Source organism: Streptomyces azureus (assembly GCF_001270025.1).
GTDB lineage: Bacteria > Actinomycetota > Actinomycetes > Streptomycetales > Streptomycetaceae > Streptomyces > Streptomyces azureus.
In genome coordinates this window covers 14,331-38,659 of sequence record NZ_DF968234.1, presented here as the reverse complement: position 1 = coordinate 38,659, position 24,329 = coordinate 14,331, and the positions used below count along the sequence as shown (strand labels likewise).

The window sequence follows — 24,329 nt, the reverse complement described above, 5'->3', positions numbered from 1 at the left end:
CAGAGCAGTGAGCGCACCAGGCAGGGCAGAGCCGTCCGGGTGCCACACGCCCAGTCGACTCAGGTGTACTGGCATCCCGGCTCCGATGCGTTGCGGCAGCTCGCCGGGGGAACCGACGAGTCCGAGTTGCACGTTGAATGACCAGCGGTCACTGTTCCACGGGTTCCCAAGGACGGGAACCCGCTATCCGGCCAGGCTTGTCAACGCCGGGCCGGTCGGTGTCCGATTCCTTCAAGACCGGGTGTCGCGGGCCTGCCTACGGTGAGCCCATGACTGCACGATTCGATGCCATCGGCCTGGTCGTCTCCGACATGGCCGCCTCCGTCGCCTTCTACCGCCGGCTCGGGTTCGCCTTCCCGGAAGGTGCCGAGAACCAGCCGCATGCCGAGGCCGGACTGCCCGGCGGGCTGCGGCTGATGCTCGACACCGAGGAGACGGTCCGCTCCTTCCGGCCCGAGTGGCAGCCACCCTCGGGCGGCGGCCGGACCTCGCTGGCCCTGCGCTGCGATGGACCGGAGGAAGTGGACACGTTGTATGAGGAGTTGGTGGGTGCCGGGTGCCACGGCGAGCTCAAGCCCTGGGACGCCTTCTGGGGACAGCGGTACGCCGTCGTGCTCGACCCGGACGGCAACGGGGTGGACCTGTTCGCTCCGCTAGCCGCGGCGGGCGAGTAGCTCCCCCAGCGGCAGACCCGCCAGCTTCCTGACGTCCCGGGCGAGATGGGCCTGGTCGGCGTAACCGGCCCGGGCGGCCGTCTCCGCGAAGGGCACGCCGCCCCGGGCCAGCGCGAGGGCGCGGCGCAGCCGCAGGATCCGGGCCAGGGTCTTGGGGCCGTAGCCGAACGCGGTCAGCGAACGACGGTGCAACTGTCGTGGCCCCAGGCCCAGTTCATCGGCGATCGCGGCGACGGGCCGGCCCGCGTCGAGGGCGGTGACGACATCCCGCAGCAGCGGATCCGGCGGACCGGCACCGGCCGCCTGCCGCAGGGCGAGATCCTCGAGTCCTCTCGCCGGGTCGGGGGCCGCGTTCACACGCGCCGCCAGTCGCCGTACCTCCGAGGCCGGCCACAGATCCGCGAGCTCGACGCGACGGTCGCGCAGCTCGTGCGCCGGTACGCCCAGCAGGGCCGGGGCCGTGCCGGGGTAGAAGCGGACGCCGGCCCAGGTGCCGGTCCCGCCGTCCATGAGGTGCGCGTGCGTGTCGGGCCCGGCGACCAGCAGCCGCCCCTCGTGCCAGAGCAGGTCCATGCACCCGTCGGGCAGCACACGCCCCGTCCCGTCCCGCTCCGGGGCATTCCTCCACACGACCGCTCCCGCCAGCCGTGACGCCCGCTCCACGTACACGCAGGCCAGGCTACGCCGCGGGCCGCGTGGGCGTCGCGAGCGTGCTGGGCCGAGCTGCCCCATTGCCGCCGACCAGGTCGCCCCGTCCCCGGCCTCTACGCCAACCGCCCCCGGTACTCCACCGGACTCACCCCGTACACCCGCTTGAACGCCGTCGACAAGGCGAACGCGCTGCCGTACCCCACCCGGCGGGCCACGGCGTCGAGCGTGTCCTCGGAGTCGCGCAGGCGGTCGGCCGCGAGGGCGAGGCGCCAGCCGGTGAGGTACGTCATCGGGGGCTCGCCGACCAGGGCGGTGAAGCGGCGGGCGAGTGCGGCGCGGGACACCCCGGTCTTGGCGGCGAGCGCGGCGATGGTCCACGGGTGGGCGGGGTCGTCCTGGAGCAGGCGCAGCGCACCGCCGACGACCGGGTCGGCGAGGGCCCGGTACCAGGCGGGCGCCTCCGCCTCGGGGCGGGCGAACCAGGCGCGCAGCGCGGCGATGACCAGCAGGTCGAGCAGACGGTCCAGGACGACCTCCTGGCCCGGCTCGTCCCGGACGATCTCCTCTGAGACGTACGGCGTGAGCGGGCAGTCCCACACGTCGGACGTGAGAGTGAGCAGCGGCGGCAGCGCGTCCAGCAGCCGGCCGCTGATCTCGCCCTGCATCGGGTACGTGCCGATCAGCATCACCGTCGAGCCGTCGAGCCGGTCGCCCCAGGAGCGCACGCCCAGGTCCATGGAGCCGTTGAGGGGACGTCCGTCGGGGTAGCGGCACTCCTGACCGGGCAGGATCAGCGCCTGCGGTTCCGTTCCGGGGTCGTCTGCGCAGGTGTACGGGTCGGGGCCGCGGGCGATGGCGAGGTCCCCGGCCCGCAGCCGTGTCCGCTCGCCCCGGTCGGGCAGGACCCAGGCCTCGCCGCGCGCGACGAGCATCACGGTGAGCGGCGCCCAGTCCTCCACGCGCACCGCCCACGGCGGGTCGAAACACGCCCTGGTCATGAACGCGCCCCGCGCGCGGGGGCCCTCCAGCAACCCGGCGAGTGCGTCCATGGTGCAAGCGTAGACGCGGTCGTATGGGAATGAGCCGTTCAGCGATGGTTCCGAGCGGTGTACGGCAGTTGACTCGACGGCATGACGAACACGACACGGAACACGCAGGGCATGACGGTTGTGGTGACGGGTGCCTCGGGCCGTACGGGGAGCCGGGTGGCCCGGGCGGCGGAGGCCGCCGGGCTCACGGTACGGGCGGCGTCGCGGGCGACCGGTTTCGACTGGTGGGACCGATCGACCTGGGCGGACACCTTGCGCGGCGCCGACGCGGCCTACCTCGCCTACCCCTCGGACGTCGGCGCGCCGGGCGCCGCCGAGGCGGTGGGGGACCTCGCGCGGGAGGCGGTCGGGCTCGGGGTGCGGCGGCTGGTGCTGCTGTCCGGGCGCGGCGAGGAGCAGGCCCTGCCCACCGAGGAGGCGCTGCACGCCTCGGGGGCGGACTGGACGGTCGTACGGGCCGCGTGGTTCGCGCAGAACTTCAGCGAGGGGCCGCTGGTGGCGGAGTTGCGGGAGCGCGGGGAGCTGGTGTTCCCGGCCGGCGAGGTGCGGGAGCCGTTCCTCGACGTGCGGGACATCGCGGACGTGGTGGTGGCCGCGCTGACGGCGGGCGACCGGTACGTGGGCCGGACACTCACCCTCTCCGGGGCGCGCCTGCTGACCTTCGGCGAGGCGGTCGCGGAGATCGCCGAAGCGACGGGCCGCCCGCTCACCTACCGGGCCGTGTCGACACGGGACTACGGGGATGCGCTGCTCGGCTTCGGCGTACCGCCGCAGGAGGTCACGGCCCTGACCGAGATCTTCGACACCCTCCTCGACGGCCGCAACGCACACCTCTCGGACGGCGTACGGGAGGTCTTGGGCCGCGCTCCCCGGGACTTCACGGACTTCGTACGGGAGGAGACGGCGGCCGGGACCTGGAAGGTGTGACGCCGACGGCCGCCTGCCGGCGACCGGCGCCGGTCACGACCAGGCCGGGCCCCGGAGGGCGGGTGACGGTGCGTCGCCTGCCGACGGGCGGCGCGGGCCGCAGCCAGGCCGGGACACCCGGAAGGTGGGTGACGATGCGCCGCCTGCCGACGGGCGGCGCAGGCCCCGACCCGGCCGGAACCCGGCAGGAGCGAAGACGGCGGACCGCCCGCCAACGAACGGCGCGAGGGCCGGAACCCGGCAGGGGCGATGACGGCGGGCCGCCTGCCGGCTAACGGCGCAGGGCGAGGCCGCGGCCGGGCAGGGCCCGGCGGCGATGCGCCGACCGCGGCCCCGGCCGGCGCGGCGACCGCGCGCCCGTCACTTCTCGGACGGCGGCGGAGCCTCCCCGTTGGCCTGGCCCCCGGCGTTGCCGGTGCTCTTCACGTGGGCGCTCTTCACGTGCGTGCGCAGCCGGGACGTGACGTCCTCCGGGGGCAGGAAGCGGGACCAGCGCTCCGGGAACTCGGAGGGCATGTCGGGGTCGGACCCGCCCGCGGCGGCGGCGCGGGCCACGTACTCGGCGACCTGCGCCTGCCGTAGCCGCTCGTTGGCCTCACGGGCCGCGGCCGTCGCGGCGGCCGGCCAGACGCGGTCGATGGCGGCGTTGACCGCGGCCCCGACGAGCACGGCGAACGCGGCCACACCGATCCACAGCAGCACGGCTACGGGCGCGGCCAGGGAGCCGTAGATCGTCGGGCCCTCGACCGTGCTGGTCAGGTAGATCCGCAGCAGGAAGCTGCCGAGGACCCACATGCCGAGGGCGACGAGCGCGCCGGGCACGTCCTCGATCCACGGGGAGCGGACGGGGACGGACACGTGGTAGAGCGTGGTCAGGAAGGCGATGGACAGGAGGATGACGACCGGCCAGTACAGGACCTGCACGACCGTCGTCGACCACGGCACGATCCGCACCACCGCGTCCGGCCCGGCCACCATCAGCGGCAGCGCGACCGAGCCGATCAGCAGGGCGACGATGAACAGCGCGAAGGCCATCAGGCGGGTCTTGACGATGCCCCGGACGCCGTCGAGGCCGTACATGACGGTGATGGTGTCGATGAAGACGTTCACGGCGCGGGAGCCGGACCACAGGGCGAACAGGAAGCCGATGGAGATGACGTCGGGCCGGCCGCCCTTCATCACGTCGTGCAGGATCGGCTCGGCGATCTGCCGCACGCCCCGGTCGGACAGCACCGTGCGGGCGGCCTCCAGGATGTTGGCCTGGAGGCTCTCGATGGTGTCGGCGCCGGTCCAGGCGTCGACGTAGCCGAGCAGTCCGATCATGCTCAGCAACAGCGGCGGCACCGACAGCAGCGTGAAGAACGCGGCCTCCGCCGCCAGCCCCAGGATGCGGTACTCGATGCAGGAGTTGACGGTGTCCTTGAGCAACAGCCAGGCGGTCCTGCGCTTGGAGACGTTCCGGTAGAGAGCACGCGCCCGGTGGAGGCGCCCGGAGGGTGTGTCGGGGGTTTCACTTGCTGGCTGCACCCCCTAACGGTATCCGTCGCGCCCGACCGTACTCACCCACAGGTTGGTCTCAGGTGCCCGAACCCCGCCCCTTGGTGACCAGGGGGCCGCCCCGGGGTACTTTCGCAGCATGGCTGGCAGCACCCACTCCGTGAACAACCAGGTCCCGCCGCTGGTCGGGTACGACGTCTTCTCGGCCGACCGGGCCCTCACGGCGGCGGTCGAACGGCACGTCGGTCCCGACCTGCGCGACGAGGTGCTCGGCGAGCTGTCGGCGCTCGGGCGGACCTCCGGCTCGGCCCAGGTGCAGGAGTGGGGGGCGCAGGCCAACGAGAACCCGCCCCGGCTGCGCACCCACGACCGGTACGGCCACCGGATCGACGAGGTCGAGTTCCACCCGTCCTGGCACCGGCTGCTCGGCAAGGGCGTCTCGGCGGGTCTGACCGCGGCCTGGGACCGGCCGGCCGGGCATCTGCGGCGGGCCGCCGCCTTCCTGGTGTGGACGCAGGTCGAGGCCGGCAACGGCTGCCCGCTGTCGATGACGCACGCGGCGGTGCCCGCCCTGCGCACGGACCCGGACCTGGCCGCCGAGTGGGAGCCGCGGCTGACGTCCATGGTCTACGACCGCGAGCTCAGGCCCGCGCACCTCAAGGCCGGGGCGCTGTTCGGGATGGGCATGACGGAGAAGCAGGGCGGCAGCGACGTACGGGCCAACACGACGAACGCGCGGCCGCTCGCGGAGGACGGGACGTACGAACTGACCGGGCACAAGTGGTTCTGCTCGGCGCCGATGTCCGACGGTTTCCTGGTGCTGGCGCAGGCGCCGGGCGGGCTCACCTGCTTCCTGGTGCCGCGGGTGCTGGCGGACGGCACGCGCAACGTGCTCCTGATCCAGCGACTCAAGGACAAGCTCGGCAACCGGTCGAACGCCTCGGCCGAGGTCGAGTTCGACGGGACCTGGGCGCGCCGGGTCGGCGAGGAGGGGCGCGGGGTGCGCACCATCATCGAGATGGTGGCGGCGACCCGCCTCGACTGTGTGCTGGGCTCGGCGGGACTGATGCGGCAGGCCGTGGCGCAGGCGGTGCACCACTGCACGTACCGGGAGGTGTTCGGCGGGAAGCTCGTCGACAAGCCGCTGATGCGCAACGTCCTCGCGGATCTCGCCATCGAGTCGGAGGCGGCGACGACGCTGGCGCTGCGGCTCGCGGCGGCCTGCGACGACGGCGGCGAGCAGGAGCGGGCGCTGCTGCGGATCGCGGTGCCGGCGGCCAAGTACTGGGTGACCAAGCGGTGCCCGCCGGTGGCGGTGGAGGCGGCCGAGTGCCTGGGCGGCAACGGCTACGTCGAGGAGTCCGGGCTGCCCCGGCTGGTGCGCGAGTCGCCGCTCAACTCCATCTGGGAGGGCGCGGGCAACGTCCAGGCCCTCGACGTGCTGCGGGCGTTGCAGCGGGAGCCGGGGGCGTTCGACGCGTACCTGCGGGAGGTCGGGCAGGCGCGCGGCGCCGATCACCGGCTCGACGGGGCCATCAAGAACCTGCTGACCGAACTCGCCGACTTGGACGGCGTGGAGGGGCGGGCGCGGCGGCTGGCGGAGCGGCTGGCGCTGGTGCTCCAGGGGTCGCTGCTCGTCCGTTTCGCGCCGCCGGAGGTCGCCGACGCGTTCTGCGCGGCGCGGCTGGGCGGCGACGGGGGCGCGGCGTTCGGAACGCTCCCGCACAGTCTCGATCTGGCGTCGGTGGTGGAGCGGGCCCGGCCGGTGGCCTGAGCCGGGCGCCCGAAGCGGAGGTGGTGCTGCGCCGACACGGCACCACCCCCGCCGCACTGGCCCGTTCGAGCCACTGAACGCCGCTCGGGACGGCGCTGCTCAAGTCTCGGACACGGCCGGGCTGTCCACCAGGGTTGCAAGGGGTTGCAACTCGCCGCTGACTGTGTGCGGACTGTGCGCGTCCGCTCAGGGGCAGACGGCACTATGGGACGGACAGTCAGAAAAGACTCCGGGGGGCCCACGCCTATGGACGTCACGCAGCTCGCCGCCGTGGACACCTCGCGTGCGGCCCGGGTGCTCAGCGAGGTCCGTTCCGCCCGGCTGTCCGGGCAGCCCGCGCCCGTGCCGCCGCGCCGGGTGATCGAGCAGTCCTGGGAGCGCATGCTGCGCAGCGGTGTGGATCCGGATCACGATTTCCGGGCGGATCTGCTGTCCCGCGAGGAGGTGCAGCGGCGGCGGGAGACATCGGTGCTGCGCCATGTGCTGCCGGTGTTGCGTGAGGGGCTGCTGGGGTTCGCGGACGTCGCCCACCACATCATGGTGGTCGCCGACGAGGAGGGCCGGGTGCTGTGGCGGGAGGGCAGCGCGCCGGTGCTGCGCAGGGCCGACGGGCTCGGCTTCGAACTCGGCGCGGACTGGCGAGAGGACGTCGTCGGCACGAACGGCCTGGGCACCCCGGCGGTGGTGCGCCGACCGGTACAGGTCTTCGCCTCAGAGCACTTCGTGCGCTCCCAGGCCGTCTGGACCTGCGCCGGCGCTCCCCTGACGGATCCGCGGGACGGCCGGCTGCTCGGCGTGGTGGACGTGAGCGGGCCGCTGGAGACGATGCATCCGGCCACGCTCGCCTGGGTCGACTCTGTGGCCAAACTCGCCGAGGCCCGGCTGCGGGAGAGGCACGCGGAGTCGCTGGAACGGCTGCGGGCGGTGGCATCTCCGGTGCTGGCCCGGCTCACCGGGCGTGCCCTGGCCGTCGACCGGGACGGCTGGACCGCCGCGGTCAGCGGGATGCCGTACACGCGGCGCGTGGCCCTGCCCAGATCCCTGTCGCCGGGCCCCAGGTGGGTGCCGGCGCTCGGGCTGTGCTCGGTGGAGCCGCTGGCCGGGGGCTGGCTGCTGCGGGCGGCCGCCGACGAGCCGGTGCCGCGCGGGGCGACCAGCATCGTGCTGGACCTGAGACAGGCCCGCAGCTGGACGGTGGCGGTCTCCGGCGGCGCGGGCTCCTGGACGCGCGAACTGAGTCCCCGGCATGCCGAGTTGCTGTACCTCCTCGCCGTCCACCGCACCGGCCGCAGCGCCTCGGACCTGGCCGGCGACCTGTTCGGCGACCCGGCCCGCACGGTGACCGTACGCGCCGAGATGTCGCGGGTACGGCGCTATCTCGGCGCGTTCCTGGAACACCGGCCGTACCGCTTCGCCGAGGACGCCGAGGTCGAGGTGCTCCTCCCGGACGACCCGCACGACGTGCTGCCGCACTCGACGGCACCGGCGGTGGAGAGGCTGCGCACCTCCGCACCGGCCCCCTGAGGTTCACGCGACGTGCCGTCCGGCCGCCCCCCGGGGGGGCATCTTGCGCATATTTGCAGGGTCTTCGCCCCCCACCCCGCCCACCTGCCGTAGCATCCTCTACGGGCCACCCCACCTGCTCCTCCGTCAACGTACGGACCACAAGGCGCAGTTGGCCCGCCTCGGGAGGACGTTATGAAGCAACGCGGCAGACACCGGCGGCGCAGGCGGGGCAGGGCACTGCGCGGGGCCCTGGCCGGGACGGCTCTCGCACTCACCGCCGCCGCCACCATGATCAGCGCCTCGCAGGCCACGGTCGCCGACGCGCCCGGGGCCCTGAAGCCCGTCTCCGTGTCCGCCGAGGCCGGGCGGCTGCCGCTGGCCGAGCACCGGGTGCCCGCGCCGTGGCTCGACCGGCTCGCCTCGAAGATGGGCCGGCCGGTCGGTGTGCGCACGGTGCTGGACAGCGCCGACCGCACACTGCGGAACGCGGCCGGCTGCCCGGCCGCCGAGAAGCACACCCTGCCGGTCGAACCGGCGGCCACGCGCGCGTACTGCTTCGGCGGCGCCGACACCCGGGGCTGGCGGCCCGGCGCCGTAACCACCTCGGGCGACGCGGACGACGACGGCCGCTGGGGCGGGAACCGCGTGATCCTCTCCGGCTGGACCCGCGGCGGCACCGAGGGCGGCTCCATGGACGGCCCGGCACCCGAGCAGGGCCTGGCCAAGGTCGCCTTCGTCGACGCGAACGCCCCGGACCGGCTCCGCTACACCTGGGCACTGCTGGCCGTCCCGGTGGACGGCGGGCGGGACTACCGGGGGCTGGTCTCCCCGCTGTCCGGCATGGTCTGGTACCAGGACAAGCTGCTGGTGACGACCCGCGAGGGCGACCGGGACGCGCTGTACGTGTACGACATGGACCGCATCCAGCGCGCCACCGTCGACTCCGGCGCGGTCGGCCGGGTGCGGGGCGGCTGGGCGGCGTACGGCTACCGGTACGTGCTGCCCGCGGTCGCCTCGTACGCCCTGCCCGGCGGGGACGACGTGCCGCGCCCGGCCGCCGTCTCCCTCGACCGCAGCACCTCCCCCGACAGCCTGGTGGCGAGCGAGTGGGTGCCGGCGGACGGCGACCGGCGCACCCGGCTGTGGCGCTACCCGCTGAGCCGGGACCCGGCCCGGTCCGGCCTGCTCGCCACGGACCCCTCGGGGCACGCGGACCCGGTCGAGGCGTACGAGTCGAAGACGACCGACGTGCGGGGCGTGCTGGCGTACCGCTCGGGCTGGTACCTCGACCGCGCGGCGGGCACGCCCGGCGGGCACGGGACACTGTGGCGCCAGGACACGGAGGGCGCCCGGGCGACGGAGTGCGCGACGGACGAGACGCGCCACTGCTGGAGCGGCCGGTCGGGTTCCCTGTCCTACTGGGAGGAGACCGGCGAGCTCTGGTCCCAGTCGGGGCGGACGCTGTTCGCGGTGCCGCTGGCGTCGGCCGACAGGGCGCTGGACCGATCGACAGATGAGTAGGCCAGATGATTTTCTTGCCCGCATGACCACCATCGCCGTGACCACCTGGTCCCTGGAGCAGACCGCCCCGACGGACCTGCTGCCGGCCGCCGCGCCGGACGGGGACGTCCGGGTCGTCCGCTCCGAGGAGCCCTCGCCCGAGTTCAGCCGGTTCCTGTACGCCTCGGTCGGCGGCGACCTCCGCTGGACGGACCGGCTGAGCTGGTCGTACGCGCGGTGGATCGAGCACCTGGAGCGGCCCGGCGTGGAGACGTGGGTGGCGTACGACCGTGGCACGCCCGCGGGGTACGTGGAGATGGAGGCGCAGGACGACGCGATCGTGGAGATCCTCTACTTCGGCCTGCTCCCCGCTTTCCGCGGCCGGCGCATCGGCGGGCACCTGCTGTCGTACGGCACGGCCCGCGCGTGGGACCTCGCGGACCGCTGGGCTGGACTGACGCCGACGAAGCGGGTCTGGCTGCACACGTGCAGCAAGGACGGCGAGCACGCGATGGACAACTACCGGCGCCGCGGCTTCAAGCTGTTCGACACCAAGGTCGAGGAGGAACCGGAGGTCACCGCTCCGGGACCGTGGCCCGGGGCGTTCCCCGTCTGACCTGGCCGGACACCTCGGGACGACCTGATGTGACCAAGGACACTCCTGTCTTGAATTTCGAGACAGGAGTGTCCGAATCTTGGACGAAGCTGGACTGTGTCCAGATCGCCGTGACACGCTTCCGTCATGCCTGGAACTGGGATCGCCTTGGTGAGTCGACGCCACGTCGACCTCGGCCGCATGTCCAGCGCCATCTGTCCGGCGCGCTGAGAGCACTCACGCAGCGCCCGACATCCCCCTTTCTCGTCTCACTCCCGCGCAACGACGCGCCCTATGCCCATGCGCCCGCACGCGCAGGTCAGAGCCTCCCGCCCGTCACCCGACCGCCACCCCTCAACGACGGCGCTACGCGCCGACCCCTACCCACTGCTGTCCCGAAGGACGTATCAACCATGGCCGCCACCCCGCAGAACCCTGCCGCCGCGACTCCCCGCCGCAAGGTGAGCCGTCACCGCGGTGAGGGTCAGTGGGCCGCGGGGCACCACACCCCGCTCAACGGCAACGAGCAGTTCAAGAAGGACGACGACGGTCTCAATGTGCGGACACGCATTGAGACGATCTACTCCAAGCGGGGCTTCGACTCGATCGACCCGAACGACCTGCGCGGCCGCATGCGCTGGTGGGGCCTGTACACCCAGCGCCGTCCCGGGATCGACGGCGGCAAGACGGCGGTCCTGGAGCCGGAGGAGCTGGACGACGAGTACTTCATGCTGCGCGTCCGCATCGACGGCGGCCGTCTCACCACGCGGCAGCTGCGGGTGATCGGCGAGATCTCGCAGGAGTTCGCCCGCGGCACCGCCGACATCACGGACCGGCAGAACGTCCAGTACCACTGGATCCGGATCGAGGACGTGCCCGAGATCTGGAACCGGCTGGAGGCGGTCGGTCTGTCCACCACCGAGGCCTGCGGTGACACGCCCCGCGTGGTCATCGGCTCGCCGGTCGCGGGAATCGCCGAGGACGAGATCATCGACGGCAGCACCGCCATCGACGAGATTCACCGTCGGTACATCGGCAGCAAGGAGTTCTCCAACCTGCCGCGCAAGTTCAAGACGGCGATCTCCGGATCGCCGCTGCTCGACGTGGCGCACGAGATCAACGACGTCGCGTTCGTCGGTGTGCACCACCCCGAGCACGGCCCGGGCTTCGACCTGTGGGTCGGCGGCGGTCTGTCCACCAACCCGAAGATCGGCGTCCGGCTCGGCGCCTGGGTGCCGCTGGCGGAGGTCCCGGACGTCTGGGCGGGCGTGATCGGCATCTTCCGCGACTACGGCTACCGGCGCCTGCGTACCCGCGCCCGGCTGAAGTTCCTCGTCGCCGACTGGGGCGCGGAGAAGTTCCGGCAGGTCCTGGAGGACGAGTACCTGGGGCGCAAGCTGGTCGACGGACCGGCTCCCGAGCAGCCGGTCCAGCAGTGGCGCGACCACATCGGCGTGCACCGGCAGAAGGACGGCCGCTTCTACGTCGGCTTCGCCCCGCGCGTGGGACGCGTCGACGGCGCGACGCTCACGAAGATCGCCGACCTCGCGGAGGCCCACGGCTCGGGCCGGGTGCGCACCACCGTCGAGCAGAAGATGATCGTCCTCGATGTCGAGGAGGACAAGGTCGAGTCGCTCGTCGAGGGCCTGGAGGCGCTCGACCTGACGGCCCGGCCGTCCTCCTTCCGGCGCGGCACCATGGCCTGCACCGGCATCGAGTTCTGCAAGCTCGCCATCGTCGAGACCAAGCAGCGCGGCTCGCAGCTCATCGACGAGCTGGAGCGCCGTATGCCGGACTTCGGCGAGCCGATCACCATCAACCTCAACGGCTGCCCGAACGCCTGCGCCCGTATCCAGGTGGCGGACATCGGTCTCAAGGGCCAGCTGGTCGTCAACGACAAGGGCGAGCAGGTCGAGGGCTACCAGGTGCACCTGGGCGGCGCGCTCGGCCTGGAGGCGGGCTTCGGCCGCAAGGTGCGCGGCCTGAAGGTCACCTCCGAAGAGCTGCCCGACTACGTCGAGCGCGTCCTGAAGCGGTTCCAGGCGGAGCGCGAGGACGGCGAGCGGTTCGCCACGTGGGCGGCCCGGGCCAGCGAGGAGGCCCTCTCATGAGCGAACGTGCGGCCCCCTTCTACTGCCCCTACTGCGGTGACGAGGACCTGCGTCCGAACGAGGAGGGCCACGGCGCGTGGGAATGCGCGGCGTGCAACCGAGCCTTTCAGCTGAAGTTCCTCGGGCTGCTGACCCAGGGGCTGAAGCGATCCGACACCGGAGGGGCGACGATATGACCACGGTTCAGGAACAGCGCACGACCGAGGAGCTCAAGGCCCTCGCCGAGCAGGCGGGCCGCGACCTGGAGGACGCCTCCGCGCTGGAGATCCTCCAGTGGGCGGCCGAGACGTTCGGCAAGCGCTTCTGCGTGACCTCCTCCATGGAGGACGCGGTCGTCGCCCACTTGGCCTCCCGCGCGATGCCCGGCGTCGACGTCGTCTTCCTCGACACCGGCTACCACTTCGAGGAGACCATCGGCACCCGTGACGCGGTCGACGCCGTGATGGACGTCAACGTCATCACGCTCACGCCGCGCCAGACGGTCGCCGAGCAGGACGCGGAGTACGGCCCCAGGCTGCACGACCGCAACCCCGACCTGTGCTGCGCGATGCGGAAGGTCCGGCCGCTGGAGGAGGGCCTGAAGAACTACCAGGCCTGGGCGACCGGTCTGCGCCGCGACGAGTCCCCGACCCGGGCGAACACGCCGGTGGTCGGCTGGGACGACAAGCGCCAGAAGGTCAAGATCTCCCCGATCGCCCGCTGGACCCAGGACGACGTGGACGCCTACGTCACCGAACACGGCGTCCTGACGAACCCGCTGCTGATGGACGGCTACGCCTCCGTCGGCTGCGCCCCCTGCACCCGCCGCGTCCTTCAGGGCGAGGACGCGCGCGCCGGCCGCTGGGCCGGCCGCAGCAAGACCGAGTGCGGGCTGCACGGATGACGCCGCCTCAGACTCAGACGACTCAGACGATTCAGGAGACCGACGTGACGACCGGAGCCACCGTCTGGCTCACGGGTCTGCCGAGTGCCGGCAAGACCACCATCGCCCACGAGCTGGCAGGCCGGCTCCGCGCCGAGGGCCACCGCGTCGAGGTGCTCGACGGCGACGAGATCCGCGAGTTCCTCTCGGCGGGCCTCGGCTTCAGCCGCGAGGACCGGCACACCAACGTGCAGCGCATCGGCTTCGTCGCCGAACTGCTCGCCCGCAACGGCGTGCTCGCCCTCGTCCCGGTGATCGCGCCGTACCAGGACAGCCGCGAGGCGGTGCGCAAGCGGCACCAGGCGAACGGCACCGCGTACGTGGAGATCCACGTGGCGACCCCGGTCGAGGTGTGCAGCGAGCGGGACGTGAAGGGCCTGTACGCCAAGCAGGCCGCAGGCGAGCTCAAGGGGCTCACCGGGGTCGACGACCCGTACGAGGCACCCGAGTCGCCCGATCTGCGCATCGAGTCGCAGAACCAGACCGTGCAGGAGTCCGCGGCGTCCGTGTACGCCCTGCTGAGCGAAAGGGGACTGGCATGACGACCGCCGCCACGGTTTCCGAGGAGACCGACAGCCCGTACGCGCTCTCCCACCTCGACGCCCTCGAGTCCGAGGCCGTGCACATCTTCCGTGAGGTGGCGGGTGAGTTCGAGCGGCCGGTGATTCTCTTCTCCGGCGGCAAGGACTCGATCGTCATGCTGCATCTGGCGTTGAAGGCCTTCCGGCCGGCGTCGGTGCCGTTCTCGCTGCTGCATGTGGACACCGGGCACAACTTCCCCGAGGTCATCGACTACCGGGACCGCACGGTGGCCCGGCACGGACTGCGGCTGCATGTCGCCTCGGTGCAGGACTACATCGACCGGGGTGTGCTCAAGGAGCGCCCGGACGGCACCCGCAACCCGCTGCAGACGGTGCCGCTGACGGAGAAGATCCAGCAGGAGCGTTTCGACGCCGTCTTCGGCGGTGGCCGCCGGGACGAGGAGAAGGCCCGGGCCAAGGAGCGGGTGTTCTCCCTGCGGGACGAGTTCTCGCAGTGGGACCCGCGCCGGCAGCGCCCGGAGCTGTGGAACCTCTACAACGGCCGGCACGCCCCGGGCGAGCACGTCCGCGTCTTCCCGCTGTCCAACTGGACCGAGCTGGACGTGTGGCAGTACATCGCCCGCGAGGGCATCGAGCTGCCGGAGATCTACTACGCGCACGAGCGTGAGGTGTTCCAGCGCGGCGGCATGTGGCTGACGGCCGGTGACTGGGGCGGACCGAAGGACGGCGAGACCGTCGAGAAGCGCCTGGTGCGCTACCGCACGGTCGGTGACATGTCGTGCACCGGCGCCGTCGACTCCGACGCCGACACGATCGAGAAGGTGATCGTGGAGATCGCCGCTTCCCGGCTGACCGAGCGGGGTGCCACCCGCGCCGACGACAAGATGTCCGAGGCCGCGATGGAAGACCGCAAGCGCGAGGGGTACTTCTAAAAATGAGCACGATCACGACCGAGGAGCTCTCGGCCACCACGCTGCTGCGGTTCGCCACCGCCGGTTCCGTCGACGACGGCAAGTCCACCCTGGTCGGGCGGCTGCTGCACGACTCGAAGTCGGTCCTCACCGACCAGCTGGAGGCCGTGGAGCGGGTGTCCGCCAGTCGGGGCCAGGAGGCGCCGGACCTCGCGCTGCTGACGGACGGTCTGCGGGCCGAACGGGAGCAGGGCATCACCATCGATGTGGCCTACCGCTACTTCGCCACGCCCCGGCGCCGGTTCATCCTCGCCGACACCCCCGGCCACGTGCAGTACACCCGCAACATGGTCACCGGTGCCTCCACGGCCGAGCTGACGGTCATCCTGGTCGACGCCCGCAACGGCGTGGTCGAGCAGACCCGTCGGCACGCCGCGATCGCCGCCCTGCTGCGCGTGCCGCACGCGGTCCTGGCGGTGAACAAGATGGACCTGGTCGGCTACGACGAGAAGGTGTTCGCGGCGATCGCCGAGGAGTTCACGGCGTACGCGACCGAGCTGGGCGTGCCCGAGGTCACCGCGATCCCGATCTCCGCGCTGGTCGGGGACAACGTGGTGGACGCGTCCGCGAACATGGACTGGTACGGCGGGCCGACGGTGCTGGAGCACCTGGAGACGGTCCCGGTCGCCCACGACCTGAGCCACTGCCACGCCCGGCTGCCGGTGCAGTACGTGATCCGGCCGCAGAGCGCCGACCACCCGGACTACCGGGGTTATGCCGGGCAGATCGCGGCTGGTTCCTTCCACGTCGGCGAGGCCGTCACCGTGCTGCCGTCGGGCCGCACCTCCAAGATCTCTGGTATCGACCTGCTGGGCGAGCCGGTCGACGTGGCCTGGACGACGCAGTCGGTGACCCTCCTGCTGGAGGACGACATCGACATCTCGCGCGGTGATCTGATCGTGCCCACCAAGGACGCGCCCCCGACCACGCAGGACATCGAAGCCACCGTCTGCCACGTCGCCGACGCCCCGCTGACCGTCGGCCACCGGGTACTGCTCAAGCACGGCACCCGCACGGTCAAGGCGATCGTGAAGGACATCCCGTCCCGTCTCACGCTCGACGACCTGTCCCTGCACCCGCACCCGGGACAGCTCGTCGCCAACGACATCGGCCGGGTGAAGATCCGCACCGCCGAGCCGCTGCCGGTCGACTCCTACGCGGACTCGCGGCGCACCGGCTCGTTCATCCTGATCGACCCCAACGACGGCACGACGCTGACCGCGGGCATGGTCGGCGAGTCCTTCGCCGCCCCCGATCCGGTGAAGGACGAGTCCGAGGACGACGGGTGGGACTTCTGACATGAACTCCCCCGACTTCTACTCGATGTTCGCGAAGGAGGGCGGCCGCGTCGGCAGCGGTGCTCTCGGCAGCGGGCAGGGCGGAGTGGCCCGATGTGTGCGCTGACGTACGCGCACCGCTCGCGCGCCCTCACCCCCCACCGCCGTAGACGAAAACCTGCCGACCTCCCGGCCACGACCTGAGAGACCGTGACCGCCGGGCCTCCGAGAGGAAACCCTCCCGTGCCTGCATCATCCGCTCTGCGCCGATCCTTCGCGGTGCTGGCCGCACTGCCGCTCCTCACGCTGGCCGCCTGCGGTTACGGCTCCCAGGCCAAGGACGACGGGGCCGCCAAGGTCGCCGCCGGGGCGAAGAAGATCGAGGGCCTCGACACCGTCAAGATCGGTTACTTCGACAACCTGACGCACGGCACCGCGCTCGTGGGCATGCGGAAGGGCTTCTTCCAGAAGGCCCTCGGCGCCACCAGGGTCGAGCCCGCGGTCTTCAACGCCGGTCCGTCCGAGATCGAGGCGCTCAACTCCCAGTCCATCGACATCGGCTGGATCGGCCCCTCCCCCGCCATCAACGGCTACACCAAGGCGGACGGCAAGAACCTGCGGATCATCGGCGGTTCGGCGTCCGGCGGCGTGAAGCTCGTCGTCAACCCGGACAAGATCAAGTCACTGAAGGACGTCAAGGGCAAGCGGATCGCGACCCCGCAGCTCGGCAACACCCAGGACGTGGCGTTCCTGAACTGGGCCGCGGAGCAGGGCTGGAAGGTCGACCCGCAGAGCGGCAAGGGTGACGTCACCGTCGTCCGCAGTGACAACAAGGTCACCCCGGACGCCTACAAGGCCGGGTCCGTCGACGGCGCCTGGGTGCCGGAGCCGACCGCGTCGAAGCTGGTCGCCCAGGGCGGCAAGGTCCTCCTCGACGAGGCGTCACTGTGGCCGGACAAGAAGTTCGTGATCACGAACATCATCGTCCGCCAGGACTTCCTCAAGAAGCATCCGAAGGTCGTCGAGGCGGTGCTGAAGGGCTCGGTCGAGACCAACAAGTGGATCAACGCCCACCCCGATGAGGCGAAGGCGGCAGCGAACGAGCAGCTGGAGGAGTCCTCCGGCAAGGCGCTGCCCGCCGATGTGCTGGACCCGGCGTGGAAGTCGATCCAGTTCACCGACGACCCGCTGGCCTCCACCCTCAACACCGAGGCAGCGCACGCCGTGAAGGCCGGGCTGCTGGAGAAGCCGGATCTGAAGGGCATCTACGACCTCGCGCCGCTGAACAAGGTCCTCAAGGCCGAGGGCGAGCCCACGGTCGACGACGCCGGTCTCGGCGTCAAGTAAGCCCGCATCCCGACCCGTTCCCAGGAGGTGACGACCATGGCCACGACCCTCGCCAAGGCCGCCGACGGCACCGAGACGGCCACCCACGCCGCCCGGATCGCCCACGTCTCGAAGTCGTTCCCGGGCCCCGCCGGGCAGCAGCTCGTCCTGGACGACATCACCCTCGATGTCGCCCCCGGCGAGTTCGTCACCCTCCTGGGGGCCTCGGGCTGCGGCAAGTCCACCCTGCTCAACCTGGTCGCCGGCCTGGACCGGCCCTCGGCCGGCGACATCACCACCGACGGCCGCCCCGCGCTGATGTTCCAGGAACACGCCCTCTTCCCCTGGCTGAGTGCGGGCAAAAACATCGAACTCGCCCTGAAGCTCCGGGGCGTGCCGAAGGCGGAGCGCCGGGAGCGGGCCGAGGAACTGCTCGAACTCGTCCGGCTCAAGGGCGCCCACCGCAAGCGGGTGCACGAACTGTCCGGCGGGATGCGCCAGCGCGTGGCGATGGCCCGCGCGCTCGCGCAGGAGAGCAAGCTCCTGCTGATGGACGAGCCGTTCGCCGCGCTGGACGCCATCACCCGCGACGTGCTGCACGACGAGCTGACCCGTATCTGGCGCGAGACGCAGCTGTCCGTCCTGTTCGTCACGCACAACGTGCGCGAGGCCGTCCGCCTCGCCCAGCGTGTGGTGCTGTTGTCCTCCCGCCCGGGTCGCATCGCCCGCGAGTGGAGCGTGGACATCGAGCACCCGCGCCGCATCGAGGACACCGCCGTGGCGGAGCTGTCCGTCGAGATCACCGAAGAACTGCGTGGGGAGATCCGCCGTCATGGCCAGCACTGATTCGACGACCGTCGCCAAGGACGGCAGCGATCTCGCCGGACTGGAAGCCGGCCTGGACGCGCTGGAGACAGTGCAGACCGGCCGCAAGCCGTTCCGGCAGACCTTCGTGGAGAAGATCCTGCCGCCCGTCATCGCCGTCGCCCTCGTCCTGGCGGCCTGGCAGGCCCTGGTCTCCTTCAAGGTCGTCGACGACCCCACCAAGCTGCCCGCGCCGTCGGCGGTGTGGGACGTCGTCCACACCGCGTGGCTCCAGGGCGAACTGCTCGGCTACATCTGGACCAGCGTCTCGCGCGGCCTGCTCGGCTTCTGCTTCGCCCTGATCATCGGCACCCCTCTGGGCCTGCTCGTGGCCCGCGTGAAGTTCGTCCGCGCGGCCCTCGGCCCGATCCTGTCCGGCCTGCAGTCCCTGCCCTCGGTCGCCTGGGTCCCCCCGGCGGTCATCTGGCTGGGCCTGAACAACTCGATGATGTACGCGGTGATTCTGCTCGGCGCCGTCCCCTCCATCGCCAACGGCCTGGTCTCGGGCGTCGACCAGGTGTCGCCGCTGTTCCTCCGCGCGGGCCGCACCCTCGGCGCGACCGGCCTGAAGCACACCTGGCACATCGTCCTCCCGGCCGCCCTGCCCGGCTACGTCGCAGGTCTGAAGCAGGGTTGGGCCTTCTCCTGGCGCTCCCTCATGGCCGCCGAGATCATCGCCTCCTTCCCTGACCTCGGCGTCGGCCTCGGCCAGCTCCTGGAAAACGGCCGCAACGCCAGCGACATGGCCATGGTCTTCGAAGCGATCCTCCTCATCCTCATCGTCGGCATCGCCATCGACCTGCTCATCTTCAGCCCGCTGGAGCGGTGGGTGCTGCGCAACCGCGGTCTGCTGGTCAAGAGCTGAAGTCCCATGACCAACACGCCTGTTCTCCTCGTCATCGCCCACGGCAGCCGCGACCCGCGGCACGCCGCGACGGTGCATGCCCTGGTACGCCGGGTCCGCTCCCTGCGTCCCGACGTACGCGTGGAGACGGGCTTCCTGGACTTCAACGTGCCCTCGGTGCAGGGGGTGCTGGAGTCCCTGGCGGTCCAGGGCGTCCGTGACGTCGTGGCCCTCCCCCTCCTCCTGACCCGGGCGTTCCACGCGAAGGCGGACATCCCGGCGGTCCTCGCGGACGCTCCCCCGCAGCTCCGTATCCGCCAGGCGGAGGTCCTGGGCCCGTCGCCCCTGTTGCTGTCCGCCCTGGAGCGACGCCTGTACGAGGCGGGCCTGTCCCCCGCCGACAAGCCCTCGACCGGGGTCGTGCTGGCCTCGGCGGGGTCCACCGACCCGGAGGCGATCGCAGTGATCGCAGAAATCGCGCGGGAGTGGCGGCACACCGGTTGGTGCGCCGTGCGACCTGCGTTCGCCTCCGCATCCCTCCCCCGCACGGAGGACGCCGTCCGGGAACTCCGCGCTCTCGGCTGCTCCCGGGTGGCCGTCGCCCCCTACGTGCTCGCCCCCGGCTTCCTTCCGGACCGCATCGCCCGGGGCGCGGCGGAGGCGGACGTCCTGGCGGATGTACTGGGGCCGGCGCCGGAGGTGGCCCGGGTGGCGCTGGAGCGGTACGAGGCGGCCCGGATGCCGCAGCTGGCGGCAGTCAGCGCCTGAACGGCACGGGTTCCCGGTCACCTCGGCTGCTTCGAGTCCCCGGCGTGCGCTCGTTCCGGTTCGTGGGTCTGCGGAAGGTCGTGTTCGCGGCGCATCGGACTCATGACGAGGACGAGCCAGGAGAGCGCGACGACACCCGTCATGATCCCCATGGCCGGCCGGTACCCGACCGCGTCGCCGAGCACGCCGCCGAGCAGGGATCCGAGCGGGATGGTGCTGTGGTTGATCATCATGGCCGTCGCCACTACCCGGCCGATCATCCGCGGCGGGCAGTAGGTCTGCCGGAAGCTGCCGACCACGATGTTGGCCACGGAGACGCCGATGCCGACGAGGAAGGCGCCCGTGGCGAACAGCAGCAGCCCCGGCCCCGCCGTCGTCATGGGCAACAGCAGCGCGAACGGCGCGGTGGCCACCTGGAGGAGCAGCAGCCCGCGCGCGGTGCCGAACCGCCGGCCGACCCTGGCGGCCACCAGTGCGCCGACGATGCCGCCCGTACTGCCGCTGGTCAGCAGCAGCCCGACCATGGCCGGGTTCAGTCCGACGGTGCGGACGAGGAACACCACCTGGACCGCCTGGTAGCCCATCAACGCCATGTTGATCAGGGCGCCCCAGGTGACCATCGGCCGCAGGTACCGGTCCCGGCCCACGAAGCGGAGCCCTTCGATGATCTGTCGTCGGAGGGGGGCGCGTGCCTCGTCGGGAGCACGGTCCGGCTCGACCGCCCTGATCCGCGTCAGGCAGACCGCGGAGACGAGGAACGTCACCGCGTCGGCCACGAGCGCGGTGACCGCGCCGAACACCTGGGCGAGCAGCCCCGCCGCCCCCGGCCCGGCGACCTGGGTGGCGGCCTCGCTGCCCTGGAGCTTGGCGTTGCCTTCCAGGAGGTCGCGTCCGTCGAGCACGATCGGTATGTACGAGTGGTAGGCGGTGTTGAAGCACACCGCCGCGGTCCCACAGATCAACGCGGCGGCGACCATGTGCGGGAAGGTGAGCGCGTCGAGCGATGCCGCCAGTGGAATGCTCACCAGCGTCGCGGCGGAGACCAGATCGCAGGTGATCATCAGCGGGCGTTTGCGCATCCGGTCCGCCCAGGCCCCTACCGGCAGACCCACCAGCAGCCAGGGCAGCCACACCGCTGCGGCGATCAGGCCGACGGCGGTGGAGCCGGCGTCCAGCACCACGACCGCGATCAGTGGCAACGCCACCACGGTGATGCTGTTGCCCAACCCGCTCACGGTCTCGCCTGTCCAGAGCAGGCGGAAATCCCGGCGGGTGGAGGGCACTTGCCCGGGTGGGGCCATCAGAGCAGGCTACCCGAGGGGTCCGGGACCGGTTCCGGCTGGAGTGCGAAGGAGTAGGGGGCCCAGGGCCCGGTCACTTCGACGCGGAGGCCGGGGATGCCCTCGGCGGCCGCCAGTACGCCGGTGCGGAAGGCGTCGACCCGGTCGGCGGGGACGAGGTACGCGTCGTTGCCGACGTTGGTGCCGGGGGCCGGGCCCGCGAGGCTTCCGCGTTGCGGGGTGTGTGCGACGCGGTCGACGGCGAGGGTGCCGGCCGTCCGCGTGAGGTGTGCGGCGGCCTGGGCGACCGTGCGCCAGGCTTCCTCGTTTCTGCGTTGTCTGCGGCGGCGGATCGCCAGGTAGGCGCGGCCCACGCCGACGCCGAGGCCGGTGGGCGTTTCCTGTCCGGCGTCGGTGCCCGATTCGGGTGGTGTGATGTCGGGTGTTGCGTAGATCTTGACGCCGAGTTCGACGTGGCCCGTGAGGCGGTCCAGAAGGGACAGGAAGTACGCGCGACGGGTGTCGAGGGCCTGCCGGGCGTGGTCCTCGTCCGGGTAGACGGTGGCCAGGCGGAGGGGCAGGACGGCGGCGCCCGAGGCGACGAGCGCGCCGACCACGGCGTGGTGGGACCGGACCGTGGACTCCAGCCAGTCCAGGTCGTCGAGGTGAGCCTCGAGGGGTGCCTCGTCGTAGTCGGCGGCCGGGACGGGGCCGACGGCGAAGGCCAGCGGTGAGGCGGGGTCCGTGGGCTCCAGCAGGTGGATCGGGTCTCCGGCGACACCTCGCAGGTCCGCCACCGCCACGGCGGCCTCGGGGGTGCGGCGCAGGACCGCGTAGGCGTAGACGAGGTTCGGGTCGGTCATGGCTCCGGTCTCCTGTCGGCCGCCTTGAGGGCGGCGATCTCGGCGCGCAGGCGTTCGTTCTCGTCGGCCAGGGACCGCTCGGGGCGGGCGGTCAGTGAGTCCGCCTGCTGCCGGATGGGTCATGGCCGGGGGGCTCGTCTCCGGGCGTTGATCTCGTCGAGTCGGTGCAGCAGTTCGTCCTCGCGGCGCTCGTACTCGTACTCGTCCTCGTCGACGCGTCCCTCCAGCAGGGCCCGCTCCAGGTCGACGAGGGCCTGCCGGACGGGGGCCGGGTCGTAGTACTGCGCCTCGGCGGCCCAGAGGTGGTGCGCAGGGGCGCGAGCGGGAGGGAGAGGATGCCGGTGAGCAAGCCCATGGTCAGGCGGCGAAGCTGTAGGGGGGCAGGGGGCCGCGCAGCCGGAAGTCGCAGGCGTCGCCGTAGCCGTGGGCCAGGCGCCGGCCGGCGGTGGTGAACTCGTCGGCGCGGGCGTGCTTCAGGATCTCGATGCCGACCAGGGAGACACGGACGAGCACGTCGATCACGAGCCCGCGGTCCAGGGGCAGTTCGAGAATGTGGAAAAGGCCGCCGGTCCCCGACCCGCTGGAGGCGGCGGCGGGTTGCGTCCCGCCGGTCTGCGTCATGACGGTCACGGTGCGATTCCTCTCGCGAGACTCGTTCTCGTGCCGCCCGTAGGTACGGGGGTGGCGGCGGGCGTGTTCACACAAACACCGAAACGGGTCCCGCCGGGGGGGGAGTCGGGGGAAGCAGGTCGGGTGCCAGTGCTGTGACGCAAACGATCACCGGGCTGCTGCTGGCTCATTGCCGAGCATCGAATCGTCATCACCTAGGGGAGAGACCTGATGCGGTGCTGCTCTGTGCTCATTACCGTCGGAGTCACGGAGCGGTGCTGACAGCATGAGGGAGACGTTGCGGCTGTGGATGAGCCTGGGGTGTACGAAATCCGGATTCACGGATGCGTGAGCGTGCAGGAGGCTTTGGCACTGCAGGAGCCAGTCAAGCGTCTGCTGTGTCCGGACCCCGACCACGCGCCGCCGTGTGACGTGCCGTGGGGTTTCATCAGCCTGGGTGACGACGAGCAGGCTGACGACGGCATCGAGGCCACGGTCCTCGTCTTGGGCGTCTATGCGTCAGGCAGGCGGGCCGCGCAGGTGGCTGACCAGGTGCGCGGCGTTGTGGGTGAGACCCGGCGAGTCACGGTGAGCGCGGCTGCTGCCGGGCAGTTCGAGGAGTTGGCGGAGCAGTACCGGATCGAACGCGCTGTCCGGCAGAGCTGACCGGCAGGGCGCTGACTTCCTGTCGAAAAGATCACGGACTTATGAGGAGCGGATTCCGATCGCGGGCCGAGCACGAACTGGCGGCGGCCGACGCGGCCGGCCCCAGGACGATCTGGCCCGATCCCGCGAGGACCCGCGACTGGCCGTCCCGGCCGAGATCACGTCGTACACGCCCTGCCTCGGCGACCGGAATGTCACTCTTGCCGGTCGCTGAACGGCGTCGCCTGCGGCGGCTGGAGGCCGGTGGTCCCGGCCAGGGCGGGGATGACGGCGGCCTCGACGGCCGGGGCGTGCTCAGGTCCCCGTCAGCTCCACCAGTTTGACGACGGTGTTCCAGTTGCGGGTCGTGGCGATGACGCCCTTGTTGATGCGCGGCTTGGCGAGGTGTTCGGCCAGCTTCGAGCGGCCCAGGCCGTTCGGGGCGTACAGGTACAGGACGCGGTCGCCGAGGCGGAACTCCTCGGGGAGGTAGGCGGATTCGTCGATCTCCCCGAAACGCTCGGGGGTCACGGGGGCGGAGAAGTAGGTGACGTGGAGTTGCTTGGGCTCCAGGTCGGCGGCCGGGAAGGGGCAGGCGTCGGCGATCGCCTTCAGATAGGCGTGGTCGCGCACGATCACGTCGACGCCGAAACCGAAGTGCTTCTCGATGGCGTGCGTGATCTCGGCGGCCAGCGACTCCTCGTCACCGTGGCCGGAGGCGAACACGGCCTGGCCGCTCTGGAGGTACGTCCGCACGTCCTCGTAGCCGAGGCCCGCCAGGAGTGTGCGCAGGTCCGTCATCGGGACCTTTCTGCTGCCGCCCACGTTGATTCCGCGCAACAGTGCCGCGTACGTCGTCGTCATCCGCTCACCATAAGGCGGTCACCCGCCACAAGGCGGCCGTCGTGCCCCGTGGGGGTGGGCACGACGGCCGTTGGGCGGCTGCCCGAGCCCTGTAAATTACTCACCGGTCACCGCGGGGCACAACCTTCTGCTCAGGATCCACACAGCCGAGGAGACCGATAGCTGTAAGGGACCACGGTCGTATCCGGTCCTCCCCAGTGGGGAGAAGCGAGCGCCGTGCGGATGAGTTCCGGCCCCGCCACTTCACCGGGCAGCACGACGTGATGGCTT

26 protein-coding genes and 1 pseudogene are annotated in these 24,329 nt (G+C 71.7%); 18 read left to right on the top strand and 9 right to left on the bottom strand.

The features are described from left to right. The first annotated feature begins 269 nt into the window (after positions 1–269). The gene (locus AOQ53_RS10490; protein WP_059416734.1) at positions 270–674 is read left to right on the top strand and encodes a VOC family protein; all 405 of its coding nucleotides are present in this window, start codon (positions 270–272) and stop codon (positions 672–674) included. Here the strand turns inward: AOQ53_RS10490 and AOQ53_RS10485 are convergent. Together AOQ53_RS10485 and AOQ53_RS10480 are read right to left on the bottom strand one after the other, a co-directional pair. Then, positions 654–1,343, bottom strand: a complete 690-nt coding sequence (locus AOQ53_RS10485; RefSeq protein ID WP_059416733.1) for an AraC family transcriptional regulator — start codon at positions 1,341–1,343, stop codon at positions 654–656. The genes AOQ53_RS10490 and AOQ53_RS10485 overlap by 21 nt on opposite strands. 95 nt (positions 1,344–1,438) lie before the next feature. Further along, the gene (locus tag AOQ53_RS10480) at positions 1,439–2,374 is read right to left on the bottom strand and encodes an AraC family transcriptional regulator (protein ID WP_059416732.1); all 936 of its coding nucleotides are present in this window, start codon (positions 2,372–2,374) and stop codon (positions 1,439–1,441) included. Positions 2,375–2,455: 81 nt separating this feature from the next. On the opposite strand from AOQ53_RS10480, the gene AOQ53_RS10475 reads away from it, so the two are divergent. Further along, positions 2,456–3,301: a Rossmann-fold NAD(P)-binding domain-containing protein gene (locus AOQ53_RS10475; RefSeq protein WP_059416731.1), complete on the top strand. Its 846-nt coding sequence runs from the start codon at positions 2,456–2,458 to the stop codon at positions 3,299–3,301. Between the two features lie 360 nt (positions 3,302–3,661). On the opposite strand, the gene AOQ53_RS10470 is transcribed toward AOQ53_RS10475, so the two are convergent. Further along, positions 3,662–4,828: a YihY/virulence factor BrkB family protein gene (locus AOQ53_RS10470; protein WP_078945242.1), complete on the bottom strand. Its 1,167-nt coding sequence runs from the start codon at positions 4,826–4,828 to the stop codon at positions 3,662–3,664. A gap of 109 nt (positions 4,829–4,937) precedes the next feature. Between AOQ53_RS10470 and AOQ53_RS10465 the strand changes: the two genes are divergently transcribed. The 15 genes from AOQ53_RS10465 (at position 4,938) to AOQ53_RS10395 (ending at position 19,798) form a co-directional block, all read left to right on the top strand. Further along, on the top strand, positions 4,938–6,572 hold the full coding sequence (locus tag AOQ53_RS10465) for an acyl-CoA dehydrogenase family protein (protein ID WP_059416729.1): 1,635 nt from the start codon (positions 4,938–4,940) through the stop codon (positions 6,570–6,572). A 246-nt stretch (positions 6,573–6,818) separates the two neighbouring features. After that, positions 6,819–8,096: a GAF domain-containing protein gene (locus tag AOQ53_RS10460; RefSeq protein ID WP_059416728.1), complete on the top strand. Its 1,278-nt coding sequence runs from the start codon at positions 6,819–6,821 to the stop codon at positions 8,094–8,096. 174 nt (positions 8,097–8,270) lie between these two features. Continuing rightward, entirely contained in the window at positions 8,271–9,599 is a 1,329-nt protein-coding gene (locus tag AOQ53_RS10455; RefSeq protein ID WP_059416727.1) for a hypothetical protein, read from the top strand. A 22-nt stretch (positions 9,600–9,621) separates the two neighbouring features. Further along, positions 9,622–10,194 carry a GNAT family N-acetyltransferase gene (locus AOQ53_RS10450; protein ID WP_059416726.1) on the top strand — a complete coding sequence of 191 codons (573 nt, stop codon included), beginning with the start codon at positions 9,622–9,624 and terminating at the stop codon, positions 10,192–10,194. Positions 10,195–10,320: 126 nt separating this feature from the next. Next, on the top strand, positions 10,321–10,404 hold the full coding sequence (locus AOQ53_RS47665; protein ID WP_310887545.1) for a putative leader peptide: 84 nt from the start codon (positions 10,321–10,323) through the stop codon (positions 10,402–10,404). A 182-nt stretch (positions 10,405–10,586) separates the two neighbouring features. Continuing rightward, positions 10,587–12,284, top strand: coding sequence for a nitrite/sulfite reductase (locus AOQ53_RS10445; RefSeq protein ID WP_059416725.1), 1,698 nt, complete (start codon positions 10,587–10,589; stop codon positions 12,282–12,284). Next, the gene (locus AOQ53_RS10440) at positions 12,281–12,460 is read left to right on the top strand and encodes a hypothetical protein (RefSeq protein WP_059416724.1); all 180 of its coding nucleotides are present in this window, start codon (positions 12,281–12,283) and stop codon (positions 12,458–12,460) included. Before AOQ53_RS10445 ends, AOQ53_RS10440 begins: the two co-directional genes overlap by 4 nt. Further along, the gene (locus tag AOQ53_RS10435) at positions 12,457–13,167 is read left to right on the top strand and encodes a phosphoadenylyl-sulfate reductase (RefSeq protein WP_059416723.1); all 711 of its coding nucleotides are present in this window, start codon (positions 12,457–12,459) and stop codon (positions 13,165–13,167) included. The genes AOQ53_RS10440 and AOQ53_RS10435 overlap by 4 nt, the downstream gene beginning before the upstream one ends. Before the next feature lie 44 nt (positions 13,168–13,211). Beyond that, on the top strand, positions 13,212–13,748 hold the full coding sequence (gene cysC / locus AOQ53_RS10430) for an adenylyl-sulfate kinase (protein ID WP_059416722.1): 537 nt from the start codon (positions 13,212–13,214) through the stop codon (positions 13,746–13,748). Further along, positions 13,745–14,680, top strand: coding sequence for a sulfate adenylyltransferase subunit CysD (gene cysD, locus AOQ53_RS10425; RefSeq protein WP_059416721.1), 936 nt, complete (start codon positions 13,745–13,747; stop codon positions 14,678–14,680). The genes cysC and cysD overlap by 4 nt, the downstream gene beginning before the upstream one ends. Positions 14,681–14,682: 2 nt before the next feature. Beyond that, a complete protein-coding gene (locus tag AOQ53_RS10420) occupies positions 14,683–16,017 on the top strand; it encodes a sulfate adenylyltransferase subunit 1 (RefSeq protein ID WP_059416720.1) in 1,335 nt (444 codons plus the stop codon). A gap of 222 nt (positions 16,018–16,239) precedes the next feature. Further along, on the top strand, positions 16,240–17,343 hold the full coding sequence (locus tag AOQ53_RS10410; RefSeq protein ID WP_059416719.1) for an aliphatic sulfonate ABC transporter substrate-binding protein: 1,104 nt from the start codon (positions 16,240–16,242) through the stop codon (positions 17,341–17,343). Positions 17,344–17,379: 36 nt separating this feature from the next. Next, positions 17,380–18,168 (top strand): ABC transporter ATP-binding protein, encoded by a 789-nt coding sequence (locus AOQ53_RS10405; RefSeq protein ID WP_059416718.1) that lies wholly within the window; start codon positions 17,380–17,382, stop codon positions 18,166–18,168. Next, complete coding sequence (locus tag AOQ53_RS10400) at positions 18,155–19,051, top strand: ABC transporter permease (RefSeq protein WP_059416717.1); 897 nt, start codon at positions 18,155–18,157, stop codon at positions 19,049–19,051. Before AOQ53_RS10405 ends, AOQ53_RS10400 begins: the two co-directional genes overlap by 14 nt. A gap of 6 nt (positions 19,052–19,057) precedes the next feature. Next, a complete protein-coding gene (locus tag AOQ53_RS10395; RefSeq protein WP_059416716.1) occupies positions 19,058–19,798 on the top strand; it encodes a sirohydrochlorin chelatase in 741 nt (246 codons plus the stop codon). 17 nt (positions 19,799–19,815) lie between these two features. Here AOQ53_RS10395 and AOQ53_RS10390 read toward each other — a convergent pair whose 3' ends face one another. From AOQ53_RS10390 to AOQ53_RS45975, 5 genes and pseudogenes are all read right to left on the bottom strand, one after another. Next, positions 19,816–21,099: an MFS transporter gene (locus AOQ53_RS10390; RefSeq protein WP_059416715.1), complete on the bottom strand. Its 1,284-nt coding sequence runs from the start codon at positions 21,097–21,099 to the stop codon at positions 19,816–19,818. Further along, positions 21,099–21,941, bottom strand: a complete 843-nt coding sequence (locus tag AOQ53_RS10385) for a GvpL/GvpF family gas vesicle protein (protein WP_059416714.1) — start codon at positions 21,939–21,941, stop codon at positions 21,099–21,101. Before AOQ53_RS10385 ends, AOQ53_RS10390 begins: the two co-directional genes overlap by 1 nt. Positions 21,942–22,060: 119 nt before the next feature. Then, positions 22,061–22,183: a hypothetical protein gene (locus tag AOQ53_RS48005; protein WP_408055146.1), complete on the bottom strand. Its 123-nt coding sequence runs from the start codon at positions 22,181–22,183 to the stop codon at positions 22,061–22,063. 115 nt (positions 22,184–22,298) lie between these two features. Beyond that, positions 22,299–22,373, bottom strand: a complete 75-nt coding sequence (locus AOQ53_RS45980) for a GvpL/GvpF family gas vesicle protein (protein ID WP_236711644.1) — start codon at positions 22,371–22,373, stop codon at positions 22,299–22,301. Positions 22,374–22,412: 39 nt separating this feature from the next. Continuing rightward, a pseudogene (locus AOQ53_RS45975) lies at positions 22,413–22,562 on the bottom strand (gas vesicle protein GvpJ); the annotation flags it as partial. 336 nt (positions 22,563–22,898) lie between these two features. Between AOQ53_RS45975 and AOQ53_RS10375 the strand changes: the two are divergent. After that, positions 22,899–23,216: a hypothetical protein gene (locus AOQ53_RS10375; RefSeq protein WP_148640309.1), complete on the top strand. Its 318-nt coding sequence runs from the start codon at positions 22,899–22,901 to the stop codon at positions 23,214–23,216. Positions 23,217–23,510: 294 nt separating this feature from the next. Here the strand turns inward: AOQ53_RS10375 and AOQ53_RS10370 are convergent, their stop codons facing one another. Then, positions 23,511–24,059, bottom strand: coding sequence for a DUF1697 domain-containing protein (locus AOQ53_RS10370; protein WP_059416712.1), 549 nt, complete (start codon positions 24,057–24,059; stop codon positions 23,511–23,513). Positions 24,060–24,329: the final 270 nt, after the last annotated feature.

What these genes read in the sequence shown, in the direction of transcription:
- AOQ53_RS10490 (WP_059416734.1), top strand. Translation starts at nt 270, where the DNA reads ATGACTGCACGATTCGATGCCATCGGCCTGGTCGTCTCCGACATGGCC.
- AOQ53_RS10480 (WP_059416732.1), bottom strand. Translation starts at nt 2,374, where the DNA reads ATGGACGCACTCGCCGGGTTGCTGGAGGGCCCCCGCGCGCGGGGCGCG.
- AOQ53_RS10475 (WP_059416731.1), top strand. Translation starts at nt 2,456, where the DNA reads ATGACGAACACGACACGGAACACGCAGGGCATGACGGTTGTGGTGACG.
- AOQ53_RS10465 (WP_059416729.1), top strand. Translation starts at nt 4,938, where the DNA reads ATGGCTGGCAGCACCCACTCCGTGAACAACCAGGTCCCGCCGCTGGTC.
- AOQ53_RS10460 (WP_059416728.1), top strand. Translation starts at nt 6,819, where the DNA reads ATGGACGTCACGCAGCTCGCCGCCGTGGACACCTCGCGTGCGGCCCGG.
- AOQ53_RS10455 (WP_059416727.1), top strand. Translation starts at nt 8,271, where the DNA reads ATGAAGCAACGCGGCAGACACCGGCGGCGCAGGCGGGGCAGGGCACTG.
- AOQ53_RS10450 (WP_059416726.1), top strand. Translation starts at nt 9,622, where the DNA reads ATGACCACCATCGCCGTGACCACCTGGTCCCTGGAGCAGACCGCCCCG.
- AOQ53_RS47665 (WP_310887545.1), top strand. Translation starts at nt 10,321, where the DNA reads ATGCCTGGAACTGGGATCGCCTTGGTGAGTCGACGCCACGTCGACCTC.
- AOQ53_RS10445 (WP_059416725.1), top strand. Translation starts at nt 10,587, where the DNA reads ATGGCCGCCACCCCGCAGAACCCTGCCGCCGCGACTCCCCGCCGCAAG.
- AOQ53_RS10440 (WP_059416724.1), top strand. Translation starts at nt 12,281, where the DNA reads ATGAGCGAACGTGCGGCCCCCTTCTACTGCCCCTACTGCGGTGACGAG.
- AOQ53_RS10435 (WP_059416723.1), top strand. Translation starts at nt 12,457, where the DNA reads ATGACCACGGTTCAGGAACAGCGCACGACCGAGGAGCTCAAGGCCCTC.
- cysD (WP_059416721.1), top strand. Translation starts at nt 13,745, where the DNA reads ATGACGACCGCCGCCACGGTTTCCGAGGAGACCGACAGCCCGTACGCG.
- AOQ53_RS10420 (WP_059416720.1), top strand. Translation starts at nt 14,683, where the DNA reads ATGAGCACGATCACGACCGAGGAGCTCTCGGCCACCACGCTGCTGCGG.
- AOQ53_RS10405 (WP_059416718.1), top strand. Translation starts at nt 17,380, where the DNA reads ATGGCCACGACCCTCGCCAAGGCCGCCGACGGCACCGAGACGGCCACC.
- AOQ53_RS10400 (WP_059416717.1), top strand. Translation starts at nt 18,155, where the DNA reads ATGGCCAGCACTGATTCGACGACCGTCGCCAAGGACGGCAGCGATCTC.
- AOQ53_RS10395 (WP_059416716.1), top strand. Translation starts at nt 19,058, where the DNA reads ATGACCAACACGCCTGTTCTCCTCGTCATCGCCCACGGCAGCCGCGAC.
- AOQ53_RS10390 (WP_059416715.1), bottom strand. Translation starts at nt 21,099, where the DNA reads ATGGCCCCACCCGGGCAAGTGCCCTCCACCCGCCGGGATTTCCGCCTG.
- AOQ53_RS10385 (WP_059416714.1), bottom strand. Translation starts at nt 21,941, where the DNA reads ATGACCGACCCGAACCTCGTCTACGCCTACGCGGTCCTGCGCCGCACC.
- AOQ53_RS10370 (WP_059416712.1), bottom strand. Translation starts at nt 24,059, where the DNA reads ATGACGACGACGTACGCGGCACTGTTGCGCGGAATCAACGTGGGCGGC.